General features: G+C 69.6%; 18 protein-coding genes. 4 read left to right on the top strand and 14 right to left on the bottom strand.

Features of this window, described 5'->3' with window-relative positions:
* Positions 1 to 4 precede the first annotated feature (4 nt).
* The 5 genes from L6Q67_RS03620 to L6Q67_RS03600 form a co-directional block, all read right to left on the bottom strand.
* A complete protein-coding gene (locus L6Q67_RS03620) occupies positions 5 to 691 on the bottom strand; it encodes a response regulator (protein WP_296565447.1) in 687 nt (228 codons plus the stop codon).
* Positions 688 to 2,244: a DUF4118 domain-containing protein gene (locus tag L6Q67_RS03615; protein WP_296565444.1), complete on the bottom strand. Its 1,557-nt coding sequence runs from the start codon at positions 2,242 to 2,244 to the stop codon at positions 688 to 690. The genes L6Q67_RS03620 and L6Q67_RS03615 overlap by 4 nt, the downstream gene beginning before the upstream one ends.
* A 225-nt stretch (positions 2,245 to 2,469) precedes the next feature.
* Positions 2,470 to 3,852, bottom strand: coding sequence for an efflux transporter outer membrane subunit (locus L6Q67_RS03610; protein ID WP_296565442.1), 1,383 nt, complete (start codon positions 3,850 to 3,852; stop codon positions 2,470 to 2,472).
* On the bottom strand, positions 3,853 to 6,972 hold the full coding sequence (locus L6Q67_RS03605) for an efflux RND transporter permease subunit (RefSeq protein WP_296565440.1): 3,120 nt from the start codon (positions 6,970 to 6,972) through the stop codon (positions 3,853 to 3,855).
* A gap of 12 nt (positions 6,973 to 6,984) precedes the next feature.
* Entirely contained in the window at positions 6,985 to 8,148 is a 1,164-nt protein-coding gene (locus L6Q67_RS03600) for an efflux RND transporter periplasmic adaptor subunit (protein WP_296565437.1), read from the bottom strand.
* A gap of 131 nt (positions 8,149 to 8,279) precedes the next feature.
* Here L6Q67_RS03600 and L6Q67_RS03595 point away from each other — a divergent pair, with 131 nt between their 5' ends.
* Both L6Q67_RS03595 and L6Q67_RS03590 read left to right on the top strand, forming a co-directional pair.
* Entirely contained in the window at positions 8,280 to 8,984 is a 705-nt protein-coding gene (locus tag L6Q67_RS03595; RefSeq protein WP_296565434.1) for a response regulator, read from the top strand.
* Positions 8,984 to 10,090 (top strand): ATP-binding protein, encoded by a 1,107-nt coding sequence (locus tag L6Q67_RS03590; protein ID WP_296565431.1) that lies wholly within the window; start codon positions 8,984 to 8,986, stop codon positions 10,088 to 10,090. Before L6Q67_RS03595 ends, L6Q67_RS03590 begins: the two co-directional genes overlap by 1 nt.
* Before the next feature lie 102 nt (positions 10,091 to 10,192).
* On the opposite strand, the gene L6Q67_RS03585 is transcribed toward L6Q67_RS03590, so the two are convergent.
* The 8 genes from L6Q67_RS03585 to L6Q67_RS03550 form a co-directional block, all read right to left on the bottom strand.
* On the bottom strand, positions 10,193 to 10,621 hold the full coding sequence (locus L6Q67_RS03585; RefSeq protein ID WP_296565428.1) for a universal stress protein: 429 nt from the start codon (positions 10,619 to 10,621) through the stop codon (positions 10,193 to 10,195).
* A 13-nt stretch (positions 10,622 to 10,634) separates the two neighbouring features.
* Positions 10,635 to 11,378, bottom strand: coding sequence for a TerC family protein (locus L6Q67_RS03580; RefSeq protein ID WP_296565424.1), 744 nt, complete (start codon positions 11,376 to 11,378; stop codon positions 10,635 to 10,637).
* A 53-nt stretch (positions 11,379 to 11,431) separates the two neighbouring features.
* Positions 11,432 to 11,551, bottom strand: a complete 120-nt coding sequence (locus L6Q67_RS03575; RefSeq protein WP_296566192.1) for a hypothetical protein — start codon at positions 11,549 to 11,551, stop codon at positions 11,432 to 11,434.
* Positions 11,552 to 11,711: 160 nt separating this feature from the next.
* A complete protein-coding gene (locus L6Q67_RS03570) occupies positions 11,712 to 12,257 on the bottom strand; it encodes a hypothetical protein (protein ID WP_296565421.1) in 546 nt (181 codons plus the stop codon).
* Positions 12,258 to 12,271: 14 nt separating this feature from the next.
* Positions 12,272 to 13,081, bottom strand: a complete 810-nt coding sequence (locus L6Q67_RS03565; protein WP_296565418.1) for a type IV pili methyl-accepting chemotaxis transducer N-terminal domain-containing protein — start codon at positions 13,079 to 13,081, stop codon at positions 12,272 to 12,274.
* Position 13,082: 1 nt separating this feature from the next.
* A complete protein-coding gene (tldD, locus tag L6Q67_RS03560) occupies positions 13,083 to 14,540 on the bottom strand; it encodes a metalloprotease TldD (protein WP_296565415.1) in 1,458 nt (485 codons plus the stop codon).
* A gap of 26 nt (positions 14,541 to 14,566) precedes the next feature.
* Positions 14,567 to 15,379: a carbon-nitrogen hydrolase family protein gene (locus L6Q67_RS03555; RefSeq protein ID WP_296565411.1), complete on the bottom strand. Its 813-nt coding sequence runs from the start codon at positions 15,377 to 15,379 to the stop codon at positions 14,567 to 14,569.
* A complete protein-coding gene (locus L6Q67_RS03550) occupies positions 15,376 to 19,269 on the bottom strand; it encodes a YhdP family protein (protein ID WP_296565408.1) in 3,894 nt (1,297 codons plus the stop codon). The genes L6Q67_RS03555 and L6Q67_RS03550 overlap by 4 nt, the downstream gene beginning before the upstream one ends.
* Before the next feature lie 180 nt (positions 19,270 to 19,449).
* On the opposite strand from L6Q67_RS03550, the gene glnE reads away from it, so the two are divergent.
* Entirely contained in the window at positions 19,450 to 22,137 is a 2,688-nt protein-coding gene (gene glnE, locus L6Q67_RS03545) for a bifunctional [glutamate--ammonia ligase]-adenylyl-L-tyrosine phosphorylase/[glutamate--ammonia-ligase] adenylyltransferase (RefSeq protein WP_296565405.1), read from the top strand.
* Positions 22,138 to 22,153: 16 nt separating this feature from the next.
* Here glnE and L6Q67_RS03540 read toward each other — a convergent pair whose 3' ends face one another.
* Positions 22,154 to 23,098 carry an MBL fold metallo-hydrolase gene (locus L6Q67_RS03540; RefSeq protein ID WP_296565403.1) on the bottom strand — a complete coding sequence of 315 codons (945 nt, stop codon included), beginning with the start codon at positions 23,096 to 23,098 and terminating at the stop codon, positions 22,154 to 22,156.
* 165 nt (positions 23,099 to 23,263) lie between these two features.
* Between L6Q67_RS03540 and recQ the strand changes: the two genes are divergently transcribed.
* On the top strand, positions 23,264 to 25,084 hold the full coding sequence (gene recQ, locus L6Q67_RS03535; RefSeq protein ID WP_296565400.1) for a DNA helicase RecQ: 1,821 nt from the start codon (positions 23,264 to 23,266) through the stop codon (positions 25,082 to 25,084).
* Positions 25,085 to 25,122: the final 38 nt, after the last annotated feature.

The raw sequence follows: 25,122 nt of genomic DNA, 5'->3' as shown, positions 1-25,122 counted from the left end.
ACGACTAGAGTTGAAACCGGTAGCCGACCCCGGTCTCGGTGAGGAAGTGGCGCGGCTGCGCCGGATCGTCTTCGAGCTTGTGGCGCAGATGGCCCACGTAGATGCGCAGGTAGTGGCTGTTGTCGCCCGTGGCCTGGCCCCACACCGCCTGGAGCAGCTGGCGGTGGGTCATGACCTTGCCGGCATTGGCGGCCAGCACCGCCAGCAGGCGGTATTCGAGGGGGGTGAGGCGCACCGCCTCGCCCCGGCGCTGCACCCTATGCAGGGAGAAATCCACCTCCACCTCGCCGAACACCACCCGGGCGGCCTCGGTGTCGGGCCGCCCCCGGCCGCGCCGCAGCAGCGCCCGCACCCGGGCCAGGAGTTCGCCGATGGAGAAGGGCTTGGTCAGGTAGTCGTCCGCCCCCGCGTCGAGCACCCCGATCTTGTCGTGCTCGGTGGACCGGGCCGACAGCACCAGCACCGGCGCCGACGACCAAGCCCGGAAATCCGCCACGAACCGGCTGCCGTCCCCATCGGGCAGGCCCAGGTCCAGGATCACCAGCTCGGGCTGACAGCGCCCGGCCTCGAGCAGGCCTTCGCGCAGGGTCTCCGCCTCGCTCACCCGCAGGCTCTCCTTCTCCAGGGCACCGCGCACAAAGCGGCGGATCTGGCGCTCATCCTCGATGAGCAGGATCATCGCGTCCTTCATGTCCCCTCCCCTTGCACCGGCAGGGTCTCGGGTTCCAGCATTTCGGACTCGATGGGCGGCGGGTTGCCCAGGGGCAGGCAGAAGGCCACGCAGCCCCCGCCCTCTGCGGGATTGAAGGCGCGGATGCGGCCCCCGTGGGCCTCGACGATGGCCCGGCAGATGGCCAGCCCGATGCCCATGCCGGGTACCGCCGTCTCGGGCTGACCGCGCTCGAACAGCCCGAACACCTTGTCCAGCTTGTCCGGCGGAAAGCCATCGCCCCCGCTCGCCACCTGCAGCTCCACCATGGACGGGCCGGCGATGGCCGAGAGGACGATGGGCGAACCCGGCGGTGAATACTTGGCGGCGTTCTCCAGCAGATTGCAGAAGACCCGCTCGATCAGCACCGCATCAAACTCCAGCAGCGGCAGCGTCGCCAACCCCAGCACCCGCAGCGGGTGCCCGTCCAGGGCTCGGCCGAGCAGCTGCAGGCTGGCCCCCACCACCTCCTCCACCGGCTGCCACTCCTTGCGCAGGCGGACCGGCCCGCTCTGCAGGCGGGCCATGTCGAGAAGGTTGCCGACCATGCCATTGACCCGCAGGGCCTGGTCGCGGATGGCCCCGGCGATGTCCCGGGCCTCGTCGGGCAGGGGCGGTGGCCCCACCACCAGGGAATCGGCCAGCCCATAAAGCGCGGTCAGCGGGGTACGCACGTCGTGGGACAGGGCCGACAGGATGGAGCTGCGCAGGCGCGCCGATTCGGCCTCCAGCTGGGCCGCCTGGGCCACCTCGACAAAATGCAGGCGTTCCACCGCCGTGCTCACCAGGGCGGCCAGCACCGCCAGCAGGGGCCCGATGTCGTCGTCGTCCTCCTCCAGCACCACCATCAGCACGCCCCGGTTGCGGGTGGCGCCGGCCAGAGGCAGGGCATGCAGATGGCCGGAGCCACCCCCGGCGGGCACCCGCAGGGGACGCAGGCCACTACGGGCCTGGGTCAGCAGCGCCGAGCCGGCGTCCAGGAAGGGGCCACTGCGCTCCCCCACCGCCCGCAGCCCCTCGTCCGGCGCCGGCAACAGCAGACGACAGGGGGCCTGCCACTGATCCTGCAGAAAGCGCGCCACCGACTCATCCACCTGCTCCACCACCATGGCGCCGGCCAGCTCCCGGGCCAGGCCGTACAGCCCCCGCGCCACCCGCTCCCGGCGCGCCGCCTCGCGGGCCTGGGCGCGCAGGCCGGCGGTGAGCTGACCGACGATCAGCGAGACCACCAGCATCACGGCAAAGGTGAGCAGATGCGGCGCGTGGCTGACCTCGAAGGAGAAGCGCGGCGGCACGAACAGGAAATCGAACAGGGCCACGCCGAGCACCGAAGCCAGCACGGCCGGCCCGCGCCCGGCCATCAAGGCCACCACCACCACGGTCAGCAGAAAGAACATCACCGTGTTGGGCAGATCGAGATGGGTGCGGAAGGGCAGCAGGCCCAGCACCACCACCCCGCAGGCCAGCACCGCCAGCCCATAGCGCCCCCCCGCGGAGCGCTTGCGGTCTTCAGTCAGCAGGATGGACGACGACATCAACTCTCCCCATGGGACAGCCCCTCGGAGGAGCACGGGGAAATTGTTGCACCGCTTCCATAAAAAAGGCGTAAACGCCGCTATCGCGGTCGTTCCTGCCCCAGCGCATCCCGGTGTAGATGAACAGCGGCCCGGCGTAGTGCCTGGCGGCACGCCCCCGAAACAGAAGTCAGCACCTCCAACCAGATCGACTTCTGACCGCTGCCACAAATGGGGGAATTTCCGTCAGCCCTCCGACAGCCCGCCCCCCAGCGCCTTGTAGAGGGACAGCGCGTTCTTGAACACCGCGCGGCGCAGGGTGAGCACGCCCTGCCGGGCCGCGTAGGCCTGCCGCTGGGCGTCGAGGAGCTCCAGCCGGCTATCCTGCCCGGCACGGTAGCGGAGATTGGACAGATCCCGACGACGCTCGGCGCTGGCCACCACCCGCACCTGCGCCCGCAGCTGGGCATCGAGAGTGGAACTGGCGGAGAGACCGTCGGACACCTCCCTGAAGGCCGTCTGGATGGTCTTTTCGTACTCGGCCACCGCCGCCGTCCGGCGGGCCTCGGCCAGATCCCGCCCGGCGGAGAGGCGGCCGTTGGTGAAGAGCGGCTGGGTGAGCTGGGGGGTGAATCCCCAGGCCAGCTGGCTGCCCTTGAACAGACTGCCCAGCGCCGGGCTGGCGTAGCCCAGGCTGGCCGTCAACGACAGGGTGGGAAAGAACGCCGCCCGGGCCGCGCCGAGATCCGCATTGGCCGCCCGCAGGGCCTGCTCGGCCTGACGCAGATCGGGCCGGCGCAGCAGCAGGTCGGACGGCAGGCCCGCCGGCAGGAGGGTGCGGATGGGCTGCTCCGCCAGCGGCCGCCCGGCCGGCAGATCATCCGGCGGCGCGGCCCCCAGCAGCAGGGTCAACGCGTTGCGGGCCTGGGCCAGATCCCGGCGGCGGCTTTCCAGATCGGCCTCGGCGGAAGCCACCTGCCCTTCGGCCTGGGCCACGTCGAGGCCGCTGTTCTGCTTGGCGTCCTTGAGCAGGCGCGCCAGGGACAGGGACTGCTGCCAGTCCGCAAGGGTGGTCTCGGTGAGGTGGAGCTGCTCCACGGCCAGCCGCTCCTCCAGGTACGCATCCGCCACGGCTGCCACCAGGCTGATGCGGACCGCCCGGGAGCCCTCCGCACTGGCCAGATAGCGTGCCTGGGCGGCGTCGGACAAGGCCCTCACCCGACCGAACAGGTCAATCTCGAAGGCGCTCAGGACGAGGCCGGCGGCATCGCTGCCCTGCACCACCGCGGGGCCACTCCCGGTGGCGGCCACCCGCTCCCGGCCCAGGGTGCTGCGGGCATCCACCCGCGGCAGCAAGGCGCTGCGCTCGATGCCGTACAGGGCGCGCGCGGCCTCGACATTGGCAACGGCGACCCGCAGATCGCGGTTGTTGGCGAGGGCCAGACGCACCAGGGCCTGCAGGCGCAGGTCGCCAAACATTTCCCGCCAGCCGAGATCGGCGCCATGGCCGTCGTGCAGGGGCGCGTCGGCGTAGGTGGCGGGCAAGCCGGCCTCCTGCGCCGGCAGGGGCGGCACCAGGGAACACCCCGCCAGCGCCAGGACAAGACTCAGGGGAAGCAGACGCATCATTCAGCGCTCCACGACAGCCCCGCGCCGGAACAGACGCTGGAGGCGCCCGTGCAGACCGAGGACAAACACAAAGAAGACCGGCACGAAGAACACCGCCAGCACCGTGGCGCTGACCATCCCGCCAAACACGCCCGTACCGATGGCATGCTGGGTTTCGGCACTGGCGCCGGTGGCCAGCATCAGCGGCACCACCCCCAGCGCAAAGGCGAGGGACGTCATCAGGATGGGCCGCAGCCGCAGGCGGGACGCCTGCACGGCGGCCTCCACCAGGCCCATGCCCTGCTCCCGCAGCTGCTTGGCGAACTCGATGATGAGGATGGCGTTCTTGGCCGACAGACCGATCACGGTGATCATGCCCACCTTGAAGAACACGTCATTGGGCAGGCCGCGCACGCCCACCGCCAGCACGGCGCCGATCAGCCCCAGGGGCACCACCAGCATCACGGCCAGGGGAATCGCCCAGCTCTCGTAGAGCGCCGCCAGCACCAGGAAGACGACCAGCATCGACAGGGCCATCAACACCGGCGCCTGGGCGGCGGACTGGCGCTCCTGCAGCGACTGCCCGGTCCATTCGATGGCGAAGCCCGGCGGCAGCCTGGCCGCTAGCCGCTCCATCTCGGCCATGGCCTCACCGCTCGACACCCCGGGGGCCGCCGCGCCGGAGATGCGCACGGCGGGATAGCCCTGGTAGCGCAGCATCTGCAGCGGCGCGTCCGCCCAGACGGGGTTCACCACCTCACCCAGGGGCACCATGCCCCCCGCCGCATTGCGCACGTAGAGCTTGAGAATGTCATCCACCTGCATCCGGGCCCGGGCGTCCGCCTGGACGATGACCTGCTGCATGCGCCCGGCGTTGGGAAAGTCATTCACGTAGAGGGAGCCCATGGCGATGGACAGGGTGTCGCTGATCGCGGCAAAGGACACACCCAGCGCCTCCGCCTTCTGGCGGTCGATGTCGAGCCGGACGCTGCTGCCCGGGGGCAGGCCTTCCGGATACACCATGCCAAACACCGGGCTCTCCGCGGCCAGGCCGAGCAGGGTCTCCTGGGCCTTCATGAGGGCGTCGAAGCCCTGGTTGGCCCGGTCCTGCAGACGCATGGCGAAGCCCGACGAGGTGCCCAGCTCTTCGATGGCGGGCGGCATGAGGTTCATCACCATGCCCTCCGGCGTGCCGGCCATGGCGCCCTGGGCCAGGGCCACCTCTTCGGCGGCGGTGGCGCCGTTGCGCTCGCCCCAGGGCTTCATGTTGGAGAACACGATGGCCGCGTTGGGGCCCGAACCCGAGAAGCTGAAGCCCAGCACGGCCTGCTCGGAGGCAATGCCCGGACGCGTCGAGGCGTGGGCCTCGAAGGTCCTGACCACCTCCAGGGTACGCTCGGTCGTGGCGTCGGAGGGCAGCTGGATGGAGGTCATGAAATACCCCTGATCCTCCTCCGGCAGAAAGGCGGAGGGCAGCGCCCCCAGCCCGAAGGACAGGGCCCCCACCAGGGCGGCAAACACCAGCATGACCCGGCCGCTGCGCAGCAGCAGCCCCTGCACGCCGCCCGCGTAGCGACGCTCCATGCGCGCAAAGCCCTGGTTGAACCAGCCGAAGAAACCCCGCTGGGCAGCATGCCCCGCGTGGGGATGGAGCAGCGTGGCGCACAGGGCCGGGGTCAGGCTCAAGGCCAGGAAGGCCGAGAACAGGATCGCCACCGCCATGGACAGGGTGAACTGGCGGTAGATGACCCCCACCGACCCGCTGGCGAAGGCCATCGGAATGAACACCGCGATCAGCACCAGGGTGATGCCGATCACCGCGCCGGTGATTTCCTTCATCGCCTTGAGCGTGGCCTCCCGCGGCCCCAGCCCTTCCGAGGCCATCAGGCGCTCCACGTTCTCCACTACCACGATGGCGTCGTCCACGATGATGCCGATGGCCAGCACCATGCCGAACATGGTGAGCACGTTGATCGAGAAACCCGCCACCAGCATCACCGCAAAGGTGCCCAGCAGCGCGATGGGCGCGACGATGGCCGGGATCAGCGTGTAGCGGACGTTCTGCAGGAACAGGTACATCACCAGGAACACCAGCACCATGGCCTCGAGCAGGGTCTGCGCCACCTTCTCGATGGAGATCTGCACGAAGGGCGCCGTGTCGAAGGGCACGGAATAGCTGATGCCCGCGGGCATGGCGCGGGACAGCTCGGCCATGCGCGCATGCACTGCCGCCGCGGTGCGCACCGCGTTCGCACCGGGGGCCAGCTGCACCGCCAGCGCCGAGGCCGGCTGGCCGTTCTCGCGGATGGTCTCGGCGTAGGACTGGGCACCCAGCTCCACCCGGGCCACATCGCCCATCACCACCTTGGACCCGTCCGGATTGGCCTTGAGCACGATGGCGGCGAATTCCTCCGGCGTGCGCAGCTGCCCCTGCACCGTCACCGGCACGGTCACCCGCTGGCCTTCGACGGTGGGCGCGCCCCCCACCCGGCCCGGGGCGATCTGCACGTTCTGGCGGCCCACCGCGTCGCTCAGGTCACTCATGGAGAGCTTGTAGGAGAGCAGCCGGGCCGGATCGACCCAGATCCGCATGGCCCGCTCGGCGCCAAACAGCTGCACCCGGCCGACCCCCTCGATGCGCCGCAATTCCTCCACCACGTTGCGGGCCAGGTAGTCGCTGAGGGCCACCTCGTCGAACTGCCCGTCCACCGACTTGACGCCCACGATCATCAGGAAGGACGACGCGGCGGACTCCAGCCGGAGGCCGTTCTGGCGCACCACCACCGGCAGGCGCGGCTCAATGGCCTTGATGCGGTTCTGCACGTCCACCTGGGCCATTTCCGGGTTGGTGCCGGGCTTGAAGGTGGCGCGGATCTCGGCCGCACCGGAGGTGTCCGTCGAGGACTCGAAGTACAGCAGATTGCGGACGCTGGACAGCTCCCGCTCGATGAGCCCCACCACCGCATCGTTCATGGTGCGGGGGGTGGCCCCGGGGTAGGTGGCGTAGATGCTCACCGTCGGCGGAGCGACGGTGGGGTAGCGGGCGATGGGCAGTTGGGGAATGGCGATGAGGCCCAGCAGGATGATGAACAGGGCCACCACCCAGGCAAAGATCGGCCGGTCGATGAAAAAACGGGGCATGGGCGATCCTCCTCAGCGCGCGGCGGTCGCCGCTTTGGCGGCCCCGTCGGACCAGGCCTGCGCCCGGGCGGGCTCACCGACGCGAAGCCGATCCTGCCCCTCCACCACCAGCGTGTCGCCCGCCGCCAGGCCGGATTCGACCGGGTACTCGCCGGCCTTCACCTTGCCCACCCGCACGATGTGCTGGCGTGCCTTGCCCGCGGCGTCCAGCGTCCACACCCGGGGCTGGCCGTCGCCGGCCCGCACCACCGCCTGCTGGGGCACCGAGATGCCCTCCACCGGCCCGCCCCGGGGCACCTGGGCCCGCACGAACATGCCCGGCAGCAGGTGCCGCGCCGGGTTATCCACGCGAATCCGCAGCACCACATCCCCCGTCCCCACATCCACATTGACGCCGGAGAACAGGACACGGCCGCCCACCGGGTAGGGCCGGCCCTGGGCATCCAGGATGCTCACCCGGCCCGGGGCCTCGCCCTCCCGCCCGGCCGACGCCCGGATGGCGTCGAGCATGGAGGCAGGCTGGCGCACGTCCACATACACCTGATCGATCTGCTGGATGCGGGCCATGGGCGTGGCGTCATTGCTCGCCACCAGCGCCCCCTCGGTCACCATCTCCTCGCCGATGCGCCCGCCGATGGGCGCGCGGACGGTGGCGAACTCCAGGTCGAGGCGCCGCCGGGCAAGCTGGGCACGGGCCTGATCCACCTCGGCGGCGGCCTGGTTGCGCTGGGACAGGGCATCGTCGTAGAGCTGGCGGCTCACCGCGTCGGCATCCACCAGCGGCTCCAGCCGCTGGGTCTGCTGACGGGCCCGCTCCAGGGCGGCGACCGCGCGCTTCAGGCTGGCCTCGGCGTTGTCCACCTCTGCCTTGAAGGGCGCCGGGTTGATCTGGAACAATACCTGCCCGGCCTTCACCTCCGCCCCCTGCTCGAAGAGCCGGCGCTGCACGATGCCCCCGACCTGAGGACGGATCTCCGCGGTACGCACCGCCGCCACCCGGCCGGGCAGGTCGTCATCGGTCTGCAGCGTGCGGGGCTGCACGCGGAGGGTGGACACCAGCGGCGCCTCGGCCACCGGCGGAGGCGCCTCCTGGGCGGAACACGCCGCCAGCAGGCACACAAGAAGCGCCGCCGCAGAGGGTGGCAGAAGAGCGGGCAAGAAATCAGGCTTGGTCATTTCGGGCTTGGCCGCGCATGCTGCGCAGCAACATCAATGCAATGGCCCGAGCCTACCCCCCGCGTGTTGGGCCTTCGCGGGCGGAAGATGGAGATTCGATGGAGCCCCAACCCGAGGCAAGAGCACACCCCATGAACAACGCAGCACTGGTCCTGATCGCCGAGGACGAACCCGAGATCGTGGACATCCTCAAGGCCTACCTGCACCGGGAGGGCCTGCGCACCGCCTGGGCCGCCGACGGCAGGGCCGCCCTCGACATGCACCAGGCCCTCAAGCCCGACCTGCTGCTGCTGGACGTGCAGATGCCCCTGGTGGACGGCTGGCGGGTGCTTTCCGAAGTACGCACCCGCGCCACCACGCCGGTGATCATGGTCACGGCCCACGACCAGGACATCGACAAGCTGATGGCCCTGCGGGTGGGCGCCGACGATTACGTGGTCAAGCCCTTCAACCCGGCGGAGGTCGCCGCCCGGGTGCAGGCCGTGCTACGCCGCAGCCGGGGCAAGGACGAGACGCCCGCCGACGTCCTGCGGATCGGCAAGCTCGAGATTGACCTGGAAGCCTTCCACGCCCGGATCAACGATGCCGGAGTCCAGCACCCGCTGCCGCTGACCCTCACCGAGTTCCGCCTGCTCGCCCACCTGGCCCGGGCGCCGCGGCGGGTGTTCAGCCGCGGCGAGCTGATCACCGCCTGCCTGTCATCCGAGGGGGACGTGCTGGAGCGCACCGTGGACAGCCACATGAGCAAGCTGCGCAAGAAGCTCGAAGACGCCGGCCTGCCCGGTGTGCCGGTCAGCCTGCGCGGCGTCGGCTATCGGCTCGAGGAGGTGGCCTGATGCGCACCACCGGCCTCAGCCGGCAGCTGGCGCTGTCCCTGTCGGGTATGGTACTGGGGGTCATGCTGCTGCTGCACGCGGGCTTCTACCTGTTCTACGCCATCGTGATGCGGGTCAATCCCGCCCTGGTGTCCCCCACGATGGATAGCTGGCCGCCCACACCGTCGGAGTGGGCGCTCATCGCCACCCTGACGGTGCTCGGCCTGTTTCTGGCGGTGAACACCGCCCTGCGCCTGTCCCGCCGCATCCTGCAGCCCCTCAACTCGGTGGCCCAAGGTGCCCGCCAGCTGGCCCGGGGCGATCTGTCGGTGCGCGCCAGCACCGAAGACCGCAGCCTGGGCGAAGCCGTGGGCCTGGTGGATGACTTCAACTCCATGGCCGAACGCCTTGAGCGCATGACGCGGGAGCTCGTCACCTGGAATGCCGCCATCGCCCACGAACTCCGCACACCGGTCACCATCCTGCGGGGGCGCCTGCAGGGCCTCGCCGAAGGGGTCTTCGAGCCTGATGAAGCCCTGTTCCGCAGCCTGCTGGCCCAGGTGGAAGGCCTGTCCCGGCTCATCGACGATCTGCGCACCCTGAGCCTGGCCGACAGCGGCCACCTCAGCCTGCACCGGACCCGGGTGGACATGGCCGCCGAGATCCGCGCCATCGTAGATCTGATGGCGCCGGAGCTGCGGGCCGCCGGGCTTGAGGTACAGCTCGCGCTGGAGGCCGGCCCGCTCCACTGCGACGCCGCGCGCCTGCGCCAGGTGGTGCTGGCCCTGCTGGAAAACGCCCGGCGCCACGCCTCCCCCGGCCCGCTGCGGATCAGCACGGCGCACATCAACGCCGAGTTCGTGCTGCGCGTGGAAGACGCCGGCCCGGGGATTTCCGAAGAGCTGGCGGCGCACATCTTCGAGGCCTTCGTGCGGGGCGAGGAATCCCGCTCGCGCCAGAGCGGCGGCACGGGCCTGGGGCTGGCCGTGGTAAGGGCCATCGTGCAGGCCCACCACGGCCGGGTGGCCTGCCAGCCGGGCACACACGGCGGAACGTGCTTCAGCGTGAGCCTTCCGGACGCCCCCGACGAGGACTCCGCCGCGAGCGGATCACCGCCTCCGGGCTGAGCCCCGGCCTGCCTCAGTCGCTGCTGGCGCCGGCGATACAGGTCTGGACTGCCCCCATGGAAATGCCTCCTTGCAGTGAAAGGGTTCGGTCGGCCGGCATCGTCACTTGAGCAGCGTGACCGGCACGTCGGCCAGGCGGACCACCTCGGAGGCCACCGATCCGAGGAACAGCTTGGTCAGCGCGCCACGGCCGTGGGTGGTCATCAGGATCTCGTCGCAGGCCAGGCGGGTGGCCAGGCCGGCAATCGCCGCGGCGGGGTCCTCGCCCACCAGCACGTGGAGCTGCGGGCTGTGGCCGACGGCCTGCAGGGTCGCGCGCACACTTTCCAGGGCCTTGAGGCCCTCCTCCCGGTGGTAGTCCTGCAGCGTGTCGTGGCCGACGAACTGCCCCACGTCATGGCCGACGGGGTGCTGGACATTGACCAGGTGGAGCACGGCCGGCGCCCGGTACAGGGCAAGCCGGGCCGCCAGGACATCAGCGACGCGGGCGGAGGCTTCGGAACCATCGATGGGCATCAACAGGGTGGGCATGGTCATCTCTCCTTCAGCGCGGGGTGCTGCTGTGCGGGGCGCTCTCGCCCAGGGGGATCTCGACGGCGGCCTGGCGCGCCTGGCGGGCAGCCATCAGCTTGCCGACCCCCACCACGAAGACCGCGCCGGCGATCGGCAGGGCCCGGTGCAGCCAGGCAGCGTTGGCGTCGATCCACGGCCCGAGGAAGAGGTCGCTGACGAACATCTCCCCGGCCACGTAGCCGAGCAGTGCGGCGCCGGCGGTGATCACTACCGGGAAGCGCTCCATCACCTTCATCAGGTAGGTGCTGGAGAAGACCACCAGCGGAATGCTCAGCCCCAGCCCGAAGACCAGCAGCAGCACGCTGCCCTTGGAGGCGCCGGCAATCGCCACCACGTTGTCCATGCTCATCACCAGGTCGGCCAGCATGATGGTCTTGATGGCGGCGATGAAGCCGCCGCTGATCGGGCCGGCCCCAGCCCCTTCGTCCTCGCTCTCGGGCACCAGCAGCTGGACGGCGATCCACAGCAGGAGCACGGCGCCGACCACCTTCAGGAGCGGCAGACGGAGCAGCTCCGCGGCCACGATGGTCAGCACGACCCGCATCACCACCGCGGCGCTGCTGCCCCACATCACCGCCTTGCGGCGCTCGGCCTCGGGCAGGGCGCGGGCGGCCAGGGCGATCACCACGGCGTTGTCCCCGGACAGGACGATGTCGATGCCGATGATCTGGATCAGGGCGATCCAGAAGGCATGGTCAAACACGAACTCTTGCATGCTTCTTTCCTTCCAGCGGGTCGGGCAGCGGGGCCGCCCTTCCCTTCAGTGGCTTACTTGCGAACCTTGGCGAACTCACTCACCTGCATGCCGGCCTTCTTCGGATCCTCCAGCGCCTCGTTGGCCTGCTGGCGGGACACCTGGCGCTGGTAGGCGGCGGCGTCACCGATCAGTTTCTTCTCGTCGGCGCTCAGGCTGTCCCACAGCTTCTTGCTGAAGACCAGGGACTTGGGGTGTAAACGTGACGGGTGACAGCCAGATGCTTCTGCACTTCACTGAGCTTGGCGGCGCGGAGGGAGGGCTCCCTGTCCGCCTGCCAAGAACCGTCGGCGTTCAGCGGCCGATGCGGATGCCCCAGTTGATGCCGCCACGCCCCCAGGGGTGGCCAGGGCGACCGTAGGAGCGGAAGGGCTGGCCGTAGTAGATCGAGCCGTAGGGGTACACCGGGTAGGCGTCCCAGGCGCCGCGGCGATAGGCCTCGGCCCGGGCCCGGTCGACGGCGGCAGCCTGCTCGGTCTGCTGGCGCGCCCTGGCTGCGGCCGCATTGTCCTGCTCCCAGCGGGCCTGGGCTTCGGCCAGGGCATCGAGCACTTCCGGCGCCACGCCCTGCTCACGCAAACGCAGGACTTCTGAAGGGCTCAGGGCATGGTGGGTGCCGGTGCTGCGCAGGGTTTCGAGCAGGGTGGCGGTAGGAGTGCCCTGCCGGGAGAGACGCACCACCTCGTCGAGGCTGAGGGGCTGGCCCGGGCGCGCCGCGTCGATGCGGGCGCTCTCGGCCGGATCAAGCCGGCGCACCGCCCGGGGGTCGGCGGACGGGGGCGTGGCGCAGGCCGCGCCGAGCACGGCCAGGATGGCGATCAGGGGGTAACGCAGGTTCATGCTCGTCCGCTCCATCAACGCTCGGCGGCGGTGGCGAGCTTTTCGTAGTGGCCCACCACCAGGTCCATCTGCTCCAGGATTCGCTCGCTGGTGGTGCCCACATCCGCCGCGGCCTTGCGCTGCCCCCCTGCATCGCGCATGCTCAGCGCGTTCTGGAAGAAGAACCACTGCTGCTCCACCAGGGCCAGTTCGGACTTGATCTGCGGCGTGTTGACCGCCGCAGCCTTGAGCTCCTCGTGGGCCTTGGCGAACTCCTTCATGGCGGTGTCGAGCATCTCGCCCGCTGGCGCGGCGTTGATGTCCATCTGCCGGAAATAGTAGGCCTTGGCCATGCGCTGGGACAGCATGCGCTGCCGGCCCGACACATTGACGAGACGCCCGGCCGAGGAGCCCGCGGCCTTCTCGTAAGCGAGCGTCAGCTTCTGGGCGCTGGCGAGCACCGCCTCGCTGTTTGTCCAGATGGCCTTGGCGTCGCTGCGGATATCCGCCAGCTGGGGGCGCAAGCGCCCCCAGTCGTGCTCCAGCTGCAGGTGCAGGGTGTGCAGCTCGTCGCTGGGCAGCAGGGTCTTGAGCTCCGCCAGCTGGGCCTCGAAGAGGGAGGATGACTGGCCCAGGATGGCCTTGGCACGCTCCGGAAAGACCCCCATCACCAGCATCAGCCAGGCCTTGGCCGTGCGCTGGGAGAGCATGCGCTGACGCCCGGCCTTGTTGATCGCCGCCGGCAGGGACAGGCCACCAGGCGTCGCCGCCGGGGCAGCCCAGGCTTCTGCCAGGGGCTGTGCACACCATCCACCCGCCAAGGCCAGGAAGGCGCGCCGCTCCATGTCAGCCTCCGGTGCCGCCGACGGTCAGGCCGTCGATGCGCAGGGTCGGCTGGCCGACCCCCACCGGCACGCTCTGGCCGTCCTTGCCGCAGGTGCCGACGCCCGGGTCCAGGGCCATGTCGTTGCCGATCATGGACACCCGGGTGAGGCAGTCGGGGCCGTTGCCGATCAGGGTGGCGCCCTTGACGGGGCGGGTCACCTTGCCGTCCTCGATGAGGTAGCACTCGGAGGTGGAGAAGACGAACTTGCCGGAGGTGATGTCCACCTGGCCACCGCCGAAGTTGGCGGCATAAAGGCCGTTCTTCACCGAGGCGATGATCTCGGCGGGCTCGTGCTGGCCAGCCAGCATGATGGTGTTGGTCATGCGCGGCAGGGGCAGGTGGGCGAAGGATTCGCGGCGGCCGTTGCCGGTGGGCTTGACGCCCATCAGCCGGGCATTGAGGGTGTCCTGCATGTAGCCGGTGAGGATGCCGTCCTCGATCAGCACGGTGCGCTGGGTGGGGTTGCCCTCGTCGTCGATGGTCAGGGAACCACGGCGGTCCGGCAGGGTGCCGTCGTCCACCACGGTGACGCCCTTGGCCGCCACCCGCTCGCCGATGCGGCCGGCGAAGGCGGAGCTCTCCTTGCGGTTGAAGTCACCCTCCAGGCCGTGGCCGATGGCTTCGTGCAGCAGGATGCCGGGCCAGCCGTTGCCGAGCACCACGGTCATCAGGCCGGCCGGTGCCGGGCCGGCGCCCAGGTTGACCCGGGCCTGGTGCACGGCGGCGCGGGCGAAGCCGGTGAGCACCTCGTCGCTGAAGTAGCTGTAGTCGTAGCGCCCGCCACCACCGCCGGAACCCTGCTCGCGGCGGCCGTTCTCTTCCATGATCACCGTCACCGAGACCCGCACCAGGGGGCGCACGTCGGCGGCCAGGTGGCCGTCGCTGCGGGCCACCATGACCACCTCCCAGGAGCCGACCAGGCTGGCCATGACCTCCTTGACCCGCGGATCCTCGGCCCGGGCCATGGCTTCGAGGCGCTCCAGCAGCTTGACCTTGCTGACGTCGTCGAGGGACCCCTGGGGGTTGTCGGGGATGTAGAGGGCGGCCGGCGACTTCTTGGCGGCCTCGACCTTGTGGGTCTTGCGGCGCCCGCTGTCGGCAATCGCCCGGGTGGCGTCGGCGGCGTCCTTGAGGGCCTTCAGGCTGATGTCGTCGGAGTAGGCGAAGGCGGTCTTCTCGCCGGTGATGGCGCGCACGCCGACACCCTGTTCGATGTTGAAGCTGCCCGACTTGACGATGCCCTCTTCCAGGCTCCAGGCCTCGGAGCGGTGGTACTGGAAGTACAGGTCGGCGTAGTCGAGCTTGTGGCGGAAGAGCTTGCCGAAGACCTTGTCGAGATCCTCGAAGTCCAGGTCGTAAGGCTTGAGCAGCAGCTTGCTGGCGATCTTCAGGGGATTGGGGGGAGGATTCTTGCTCATGATCTCTCGGGGTGAATTCGGTTTGTTTAACTGATCTTGCGGTGGCGCAGCGCAGGCAGGCTGGCGCGGACGTCGGCGATGCGAGCCGGGTCCAGGTCGGCCACAACCACGCCGGGGCCCTCGGGCAGGCGCGCCAGCACCTCGCCCCAGGGGTCGATGATCATGCTGTCGCCCCAGGTGCGCCGGCCGCTGGGGTGGCGTCCGCCCTGGGCGCTGGCCAGCACGTAGCACTGGTTTTCGATGGCCCGGGCGCGCAGCAGGACTTCCCAGTGGGCCTGGCCGGTGGTCCAGGTGAAGGCGGCGGGCAGGACAATCAGGTCCACCTCGCCCATGGCGCGGAAGAGCTCCGGGAAGCGCAGGTCGTAGCAGATCGACAGGCCGATCTGGCCGCAGGGCCCCTCGAAGGCGACCACCTCGTTGCCGGCCTCGATGGTCGCGGATTCGTCGTAACACTCGTCGCCCTTGCGGAAGCCGAAGAGGTGCACCTTGTCGTAGCGGGCCACCCGCCGGCCTTCATCGTCGAAGACCAGAGTCGAGTTCTTGACCTTGTCGGGGCTGCCGGCCTCCATGGGGCAGGAGCCGCCGATCAGCCACAGCCTGTGGCGTCGTGCCGCGTCCCGCAGGAAGTTCTGCAGCGGGCCGTCACCCTCCTGCTCGCGGATGCGCACCTTGGCGGTTTCGTCGCTGGTGATCAGGGGAAAGTATTCGGGCAGCACGGCGAGGCGCGCGCCCGCGGCGGCGGCTTCACCGATCAGGCGGTCCGCCTCGGCCAGGTTGCGGTCCACGTCCGGGCCGGAAACCATCTGGATGGCGGCGATTCTGCACACCGGTGTGTTCATGGAGAAGTCCTTGACGGCACGGCAGGTTGAGGTGAGGCCACGGGAAGGTCCGAAAGTTTCTCCACCTTGGGGTCGGACCAGCCTCCGGTCACGGCGTATTCGAAACTGAAGAGTTTTTCCACAGGGTCACGCAGGGCCTTCTGGACCAGGTAGGCCGCCAGGCCCAGGGCCGGGTTGATGGCGCCAGTGGTGGCGATGGCGGAGCCCACCGCGATGGATTCGGAGAGGGTCGGCTGCACCTTGACCCGCAGGTTCTGGGTTTCGCGCGCCGCGTCGGCCTCGCCGCTCATGAAGACTCGCGCCGCCGGTCCGAAGATCTCGAGATCGTCGGTGCGCAGCACGCCGCTATCGAGCCGGATGCTACCGGAAATGCGGTCGAAGGCGAATCCTTCGGAGAACACGTCACGAAAGTCGAGGGTGATGCGCCGGGGCAGGGCCTGCAGGTTGAGCACCCCGAGGAGGCGCCCGACACCGGGCTCGAGCTGGGTGAACTGGCCGCTCTCGACCCGCACGTTCATCCGCCCTCCCAGGCTGGGCAGGTGCAGGGCCGTCGGCGGCCCCTTCCACACCAGCTGGCCCTCCAGATTGCCCTGGCCACGGCGCACGGCCTCGGGGTAGCCGAGGCGGCTGAGCATCTTCTCGACGCTGCCCACATCGAGCTTGAAATTGAGGCGGGTCTCCTCCCGCGCGCCGGGGCGCCACACCCCGTCACCACTGAGGCTGCCATCCGGGCTGACGATGCTGAGCTGCTCCAGGCGCCAGTTGTCCCCCCGGTTGGCCGCCTTCAGATCGAGGCGCCCGAGAGCGTGGCCACGCAGGATGAAGCTGTCGGCCGTCACGTCGAGGCCGGGCAGCGCCGACAGGCGCTCCTCGTCGGTGGCAGCCGGCTCTGCATTTTTCGGCGCGCCCTGGGCCGAGCCGATGGAAAGCTGCTTGAAACGTGCCTGCAGGCGGCCCCGGCCCTGGTCGCGCCACAGGATGTCGCCGCTGGCCTCCTTGCTGCTGAGGCGGGCCTGCCAGCCGCCCTCCTCCATCACGGCGCGCAGATTCACGTCACCCAGACGCTGCCCCAGGATCAGCAGCTCACCGGCCCGCAGGGCCAGGCCGGACAGGGGAAAGTGGCCGGCGTCGGCATTTTCGGCGCTGTCGGCCGGCACTGGCGCGGGCTTGCCAGCGAGGGCCTTGCGCCAGGCGTCGGCATCCAGGCGGTCGGCCCGAGCGGCCACCAGCACGCCCTTGTCGGCCAGCCGGACGGGCTCGTTCAGGGCCATGCCGCCCCGGGCGATGACCATCTGCCGGCCTTCCCGGCGGCGCTGGAACTGGGCCTGGAACACCGACCCGGCGGCCAGCTTGAGGGTGTCGCCGGGCACCCCGCCGGCGGGCGGCACGATCATCTCGAAGCGGAAGGGCAGCGTTCCGGTGGCCGATTTGTTGAGGGGCTCGGGCAGACTCGACGAAACCCCCAGCAGGCCGCTGTCGAGCACGAACTCGACCCCACCCTTGGGCATGACGGTAATGCTGCCCTTCCAGGCCGCGGAGCCCGACAGGTGATCGAGCAGGGGCAGGCCCAGCTCCTTGCGCAGGGCCGGCATGCCGAGGCTGCCCTGGGCGTTAAGGAGGATGCTGCCATCGGCCCGGCTGCCCCCGGAGACGCTCACCGGGTCACCGAAGATGCGCGCTGCGCCGCTGCGCACATTGAGCTGGCTCTCGGTGAACTCGACCCGCCCGGTGGCCTCGGTGAGGACGGGCATGGCCGCATCGAGCTGAAGCTGGTTGCGGGTGAACTGGTAGTCCCCCTTCACCCGCGACTGGTTGAGCTTGTGCAGGGGCAGCACCAGCTGCAGGTCGAGCTTGCCACGCCCATCGGCCTGGAAGGGGTCGGTGAAGTGGTTGATCATGCCGGCCACCGGGCTCTCGGCGATGAAGCGCAGGAAATCCTGGGTCGCCCCATGGGCGCTCCCCCGGACGGTGAGCACCGCGTCGCTCTCGAAGTCGGGCAGCACCGCGCTGACATCCTGCAAATCGACGCCGAAGATGCGCCCGTGGCGGGCCTTCACCGTCATGCCGGCGCCTTCGAAGAGCAGCTCGCCGGCCACATCCTCGATCTTCGGCCAGCCCGGGGCGTAATCAAGCTGCCCGTCGCGGATGCGCGCCGCCACCCGGAAGCTGCCGTCCCGCGGATTGCGGAAGGGGAAGCGCGACAGATCGCCCTTGAGCACCAGCCGGGTATCCGCCGCCTTGCCGCCCACCAGGGCCTGCTGCAGCCAGTCCCGGGCCGTCTTGCCAACCACGTGGGGAATGTAGCGCCACACGGCGGTGGCATCCGCCTCCGTGAGGTGGGCCTGGAGATCGATCTGGCCCGGGGTGTCAGGCGTGGCCCGATAGCGCCCGGAGGCAGTGCCGCGGGCATCGTGGTTGGCAAAGCTTGAGCTGGCCAGGGTGACTTCGAGGGCCCCCTCGGGGTGACTCCAGCTACCCTCGGCGGCCAGTTCGGACAGGCGCAGGTGGGACTCGGGGAAGACCTGGGGGAGCTCCAGGGCAGCATCCCGCCCACTCAGGGTGAAGCGCCCGCCCTTCTCGTTACCGGCGATCCGCCCCGCCACACCGGCAAAACCGGGCCAGGCCCCCAGAGGCTCGATGCCGACCCCCTCGAAGCGGGCATCCACCGCGTAGGTGGCCAGCGCCTCGTCCTTCAGGCTCCATTTGAGATCCACCGGCGCGACCCGGCCGGCCGGGGCCAGGGTGGCCAGGCGCTTGCGCAGCCCCCCGTCGAAGGGCAGGCGGCCGGCCAGTCGCGACAGCACGCCCAGGTCGAGCTGATTGGCCACGAACTCGCCCCGCGCCGGGGTGGTGGCGGTGGCCTCGTCGACCCGCAGGAAGAAGTCGGTGGGGGCCACCACCAGGCCGTCGCGGGTCTGCAGGCGCAGCTTGCGGCCGCTGGCCTCCAGCCCGCCCTTCTCGCGCCGCACCCGCAGGCGCCCGGCGGCCTCGCTCATGGCGATGTCTTCCAGGTCGGGGGCCAGGCGCACGCGGGCATCGCGCAGGGCAAAGTCGGCGGTGGCACCGAGCAGGCGGCCGTCGGCCAACTCCAGCCAGGCCCGGACACCGCCGGCTCCGCTCACGTCGAGGGGGTAATCCACCCAGACCCGCCAGGCGCCCAGATCGGCGTAGTCGAGGCTGGCATACAGCTCGCCGCGCCACTCGGCGGGGCGAGCCGGGTCACGGCCGCGCAGATCACCGCGCAGGTCGAGGGCGGCGGCCAGGCGGGCCGGGGGCTGGGCGCGCAGGCCGAAGCGGTGGTGATCGCCCCGGTTGTCGAGACGGAACTCGAGTTTGTCGAGCACCAGGGTCTCCGCACCCCGCAGGGCATCCGACCACTCCAGCCTGGCATTGCGGATCACCACCTGGCGCTGGTCCAGCAGCCAGCTACTGAAATCCCCCTGGTCGCCACCGGCGGCCACCGGCAGGCCGGCCACGAACACCTGGCCGTCGGCATTGCGCCGGATGGCCAGCTGCGGCGAGTCGATCTCCAGGCGATGCAGGCGCAGGCGCATCAGCCACAGGGAACTCCAGCCCACCTCGGCATCCACCCGGTCGAGGCTCAGGGCCGCCTGCCCCGCGGCATCGCGGATCGTCAGCCCGCCCATCTGCAGGCGCGGGTGCAGGCCCTGCCAGTCGGCCGACAGGCTGGCAATGTCCACCGGCAGGCCGAGGGAGCGGGACAGCATCTGGGCCACCTCGCCCCGATAGTCCGGCACCTTGGGCAGCACCCCATGGCGCAGGACCAGGAAGGCCAGGCCGAAGACGAAATAGGCGATCACCCCCGCCCACGCCAGACGTTGCAGGCACAGGCGCGGCAGATGGAGAAAGGACAGGCGGCCTTCAGCCACGCGCAGGATGAGGGCTCATCGGGGCCGCGGATGCCCGCGCGGGGGCGGCTACATCACGCAAAGACCGGACAGACCCGCGGAGGCAGACGCATCCGGCATGAGGCTTGACGAAAATCAGTCCGGCAGACATAAGACGGGTTGAACATTAACGAATCCGTATTCTACCAATCGGCCCACGCCATGTCCGAACAGCCCATCGCCCTGCCCCAGCCCATCCTCCACGCCCTCGCCTGCTCCCGCTTCCTGCGCCGCCAGCTCGACAGCCGGCCGTGGCTGGCCGAAAAGCTCGCCGCCAGCATCGCCACCCCGCTGGACGCCACGGCCCTGCGCGATTACCTGCGTGAGGAGAAGGTGGACGACAACACCCTCAAGACGGTGTTGCGCAAGCTGCGGGCCTGGGTGATCTGCCACGTGATGGTGCGCGACATCGCCCGCCTGGCCGAACTGAGCGAAGTCACCGAGACCATGACCCTGCTGGCCGACATTGCCGTGGAGACCGCCCACGACGTGCTGCGCGAACAGCTGGTGGCCCGCCACGGGCAACCCGTATCGGCGGACGGGCGCGAGCAGGAATTCATCATCATCGGCATGGGCAAGCTCGGCGGACGCGAGCTCAATGTGTCGTCGGACATCGACCTGATCTTTGTCTACCCCGAAGACGGCAGCACCGCCGGGCCCAAGATCATCGACAACTTCGAGTTCTTCACCAAGCTCGGGCGCGGCCTGATCCAGGCCATCAACGACCTCACCGGCGACGGCCAGGTCTTCCGGGTGGACATGCGCCTGCGCCCCAACGGCGAATCCGGCCCCCTGGTCGCCAGCTTCGACATGCTCGAGAACTACTTCATCACCCAGGGGCGCGAGTGGGAGCGCTACGCCTGGATCAAGGCCCGGGTGATGACCGGCATCCGCAGCGCCGAGCTCAACGCCATCTCCCGGCCCTTCATCTTCCGCAAGTATCTGGACTTTGGCGCCATCAACGCCATGCGCGACCTGCACGCCCAGATCCGCCGCGAAGTGGCGCGCAAGGACATGGTCAATAACGTCAAGCTCGGCCCCGGCGGCATCCGCGAGATCGAGTTCCTGGCCCAGGTCTTCCAGCTGATCCGCGGCGGCCGCGACACCTCCCTGCAGATCAAGCCCACCCTCAAGGTGCTGGGCCGCCTGGCCGAGCGGGGCATCATCACCCATGAGGCCGAGCGCGAGCTGGCCGCCGCCTACGACTTCCTGCGCCGGGTAGAGCACCGCCTGCAATACCTGGACGATGCCCAGACCCACAACCTGCCCACCGGCGAAGCCGACCAGGCCATCGTTGCCCGGGCCATGGGCTTCGGCTCCTACGACGCGCTGCTGGCCGAGCTTGACGACCACCGCTCCGCCGTTGCCCGCCACTTCAACGGCGTCTTCGGCGACCCCACCGAAAAGGGCCACGACCTGGACAACCTGTGGGCCTGCGCCGGCGACGAGGAGCGCTGCGGCGAAGAGTTCCAGCGCCTCGGCTACCCCGACCCGGCGGCGGCGGCCCGCCGCCTGGCCACCCTCAAGGCCGGCAACCGCTACCTGCAGATGCCGCCCTCCATCAAGACCCGCTTCGACCCGCTGATCCCCCGGGTGGTCGAGGCCGCCGCCGAAACCGCCGCCCCCAACGCCACCTTCGAGCGCCTCCTCGACATGCTCGACGCCATCAGCCGGCGCGGCTCCTACCTGGCCCTGCTGCAACAGTATCCGCAGACCCTGCACAAGGTGGCCGAGCTGGTGGGCGCCTCGGCCTGGGCGGCCCAGTTCCTCAACCGCCACCCCATCCTCCTCGACGAAGCCCTTGATCCGCGGATGCTGGAGGAAGAGATCGACCCGGGCGCCTTCCGCCGGGAGCTGAGCACCCAGCTGGACGAGATCGAGCCCGACATGGAACGCCAGATGGACCTGATGCGCGAGCAGCACCACGCCCAGGTCTTCCGCCTGCTCACCAAGGACATCGCCGGCAAGCTCACCGTCGAGCGCCACGCCGACTTCCTGTCGGCCCTGGCCGACATCATCGTGGACCTCACCGTCACCATGTGCTGGCGCAAGATCAAGACCCGCCACCGGGACGAACCGAAGTTTGCCGTGCTGGCCTACGGCAAGCTGGGCGGCAAGGAGCTGGGCTATGCCTCCGACCTGGACATGGTCTTCGTCCACGACGACGACGCCCCCGAAGCCGCCGAGGTGTACACCCGCCTGGGCCAGCGCACCAACACCTGGCTGTCCACCCAGACCCCGGCCGGGCAGCTCTTCGAGACCGACCTGCGCCTGCGCCCCAACGGCGACTCCGGCCTGATGGTGGTGTCGCTCGAATCCTTCCGTCAGTACCAGCTCGAAAACGCCTGGGTGTGGGAACACCAGGCCCTCACCCGGGCCCGCTTCTGCGCCGGCGACAAGGCCATCGGCGCCAAGTTCGAGGCTATCCGTATCGAGGTGCTGCGCCAGAAGCGTGACTTGGCCAAGCTGCGCGACGAGGTGCTGGCCATGCGTCAGCGCATGGCCGACGGCCACCCCAACAAGACCGACCTGTTCGACCTCAAGCACGACAAGGGCGGCCTGGTGGACGTGGAGTTCATGGTCCAGTATCTGGTCCTCGGCCACGCCCATGAACACCCCAGCCTGTGCGGCAACCTGGGCAACATCGCCCTGCTCCACATGGCCGGCGAACTCGGCCTGATCCCCACCGACCAGGCCAGCGCCGTGGCCGACTCGTACCGGGAATACCGCCGCCTGCAGCACGGCCTGCGCCTCAACAACCAGGCCTCGCGGGTCGAACGGGACCAGGTGGCCGAGGCGGCGGCGGGGGTGCAGGCCCTGTGGCAGACGGTCTTCGGCACCGCCCGCTGAACGGCCCTTGCCAGACTCAGCCCTTGCGGCTGTCCAGCCACACATCCAGCCCCTGGGCGTTGAGTTCCACGTCCAGAGCCAGGATGCGCCGCCACTCGGCTTCGGGCACGCCCCAGCCCGCCCGGGCGGCCTCCTCGCCCACCAGCGCCCAGATGTCCTGCTCGATCCGCTCCTTGCGGCCTTCGGCGGCCTCGTGGCGTTCGGCGATGGCCACGTGGGCGTCGATCAGGCGGTGCATGTCCGCAGCCAGGCGCGGCACGTCGCGCACCTGGGCGTAGTGGGTCAGGTACATGGCGGTGGGCTGCTCGGCCTCCATGCGCCGGATGGAAGCGTGCATGGCCTCCGGCTCAAACTGCACCGGCGTGGTGGTGGGGAAGATGCTCGGCCGCCCGTCCACATCGAAGGCCCGGTAGGACAGACCGAAGGTGTCGCCAGTGAAGAAGGCGCGGCTCTTCGTGTCGAAGTAGCACACGTGATGGCGGGCATGGCCCGGGGTATCGAAGACGCGGATGACGCGCCCGCCCAGGTTCAGCTCATGGCCGTCGCCGGCCTCGATGATGCGCTCGACGGGCACGGGGATCAGCTCGCCATACAGTTCCTTCGCCCGCTCCGGCCCATACACCGCCGACACCCCGGCAAACAGCTTTGACGGCTCGGCCATGTGCCGGGCACCCCGCGGATGCACCACCAGCCTGGCGTTGGGGAAGGCCTGCATGAAGGCACCCGCCCCGCCGGCGTGATCCAGGTGGATGTGGGTGAGCAGCACGTAGTCCACCGCATCCGCAGACAGGCCGGTCTCGGCCAGGGCCGCCAGCACATGGCGCAGGGACTCGTTGTTGCCGGTATCCACCAGCGCCGCCCGACCACCCTCCTCGATCAGATGGATGGCCGCCACATCCGGCCCCGTGTAGCCGGAGTCCACAGCGTAGATGCCGCTCCCGAAATCGATCAGTCCCTGCATGGCCTTACCCCTGAAAAAGCCATGATTCTAGCCGGCGGAGGCAGGTTTATGTGACGTGCACGTCAAGTAAGTGAAGCACCTTGCCCCAAGTCACTCAAGATCTCCTCTCCGGCCCGGCAAAGCTGTTCTGACCCCATACGCCGGCCGGGGTAGAATCCGGGCCCTATGAGCCGCGCCCGCGAAACCCTCTACCACGTCTTTGGCTACGCCCAGTTCCGTGGCCCCCAGGAAGACATCGTCGAACACGTCTCGGCCGGGGGCGACGCGCTGGTGCTGATGCCGACCGGCGGCGGAAAGTCCCTGTGCTATCAGATCCCCGCCCTGCTGCGGCCCGGAGTGGCCGTTGTGGTCTCGCCCCTGATCGCCCTGATGCAGGACCAGGTCAGCGCGCTCAAGGAGGTGGGCGCGGCGGCGGATTTCCTCAACTCCAGCCTGAGTTTCGACCGGGCCATGGAGATCGAGCGGGCAACTCTGGCCGGGGCGCTCGACCTGCTCTACGTGGCGCCCGAGCGCCTGGTCACACCGCGCTTCCTGGACCTGCTCGACCATCTCCACGAAGCCGGCCAACTGGCGTTGTTTGCCATTGACGAAGCCCACTGCGTATCCCAGTGGGGGCATGACTTCCGGCCCGAATACCTGCAGCTGTCGATCCTGCCGGAGCGCTACCCGCAGGTGCCGCGGATCGCCCTCACCGCCACCGCCGACGCCCAGACCCGCCGCGAGATCGCCGAGCGCCTGCGCCTCACGGAGGCCCGGGAGTTCGTCTCCAGCTTCGACCGGCCCAACATCCGCTACACCATCGTCCCCAAGGACAACCCCCGCGCCCAGTTGCTGGCGTTTCTCAAGGACGGGCACCTGGGCGAAGCCGGCATCGTGTACTGCAGCTCCCGCAAGAAGGTGGACGAGACCGCGGCCTGGCTGCTGGAAAAGGGCATCGCCGCCCTGCCCTACCATGCCGGCATGGCCGCCGACGAGCGCGCCACCAACCAGGATCGCTTCCTGCGGGAGGACGGCATCGTGATGGTGGCCACCATCGCCTTCGGCATGGGCATCGACAAGCCCGACGTGCGATTTGTCGCCCACCTGGATCTGCCCAAGTCCATCGAGGGCTACTACCAGGAGACCGGCCGCGCCGGCCGGGACGGGCTGCCCTCGGAGGCCTGGATGGCCTACAGCGTGGCCGACCTCGTGCTGCAGCGCCGTTTCATCGACCAGGGCGAAGCCGACGCCGAAGTGAAGCGCGTGGCCACCGCCAAACTCGACGCCCTGCTGGGCCTGTGTGAAACCACCGGCTGCCGGCGCCAGCGCCTGCTGGGTTATTTTGACGAGGATTCGGCGCCCTGCGGCAACTGCGACACCTGCCTGAATCCGCCCCAGGTGCAGGACGCCACCGAGGCCGCCAAGAAGGCGCTGTCCTGCGTGTTTCGCACCGGCAGCCGCTTTGGCGCCGGGCATGTGGTGGATGTGCTGCTGGGCAAGGCCACCGACAAGGTCAAGGAATGGCAGCATGACCAGGTGAGCACCTTCGGCATCGGCTCCGATTTTGACGACAAGGGCTGGCGCACCCTGATCCGGCAGCTGGTGGCCCACGGCGCGCTGGCCGTGGATCATGAACGCTACGGCGCCCTCACCCTCACCGAGGCAGCCCGGCCGCTCTTGCGCGGCGAGTCCCGCTTCACCCTGCGCATCGACACCACGCCCCAGAAGAAGAGCCGCAAGGCCGATACGTCGCGCAAGCTGCGCGAGTGGCCCGAAGCCACCGGCGCCGAGGCAGCGCTGCTGGAGCGCCTGCGGGCCTGGCGGGCCAGCACAGCCCGGGAACGCAATGTGCCGGCCTACGTGATCTTCCACGACGCCACCCTGCGCGACATCGCCCACCAGCGCCCCGACAGCATCGAGGACCTGGGCAGCATCTCGGGGGTGGGTGACCGCAAGCTCGAAGCCTACGGGCAGGACATCCTGGAGCTTCTCGCCGACGCCGACTGATCAAAACAGCCCTGTGGGGTCGAATTCATTCGACCGCG

The sequence above is a fragment of the Zoogloea sp. genome, from assembly GCF_023150065.1.
GTDB lineage: Bacteria > Pseudomonadota > Gammaproteobacteria > Burkholderiales > Rhodocyclaceae > Zoogloea.
The sequence above is the reverse complement of the archived record's forward strand: the minus strand, read 5'-3'. Positions and strand labels throughout refer to the sequence as shown.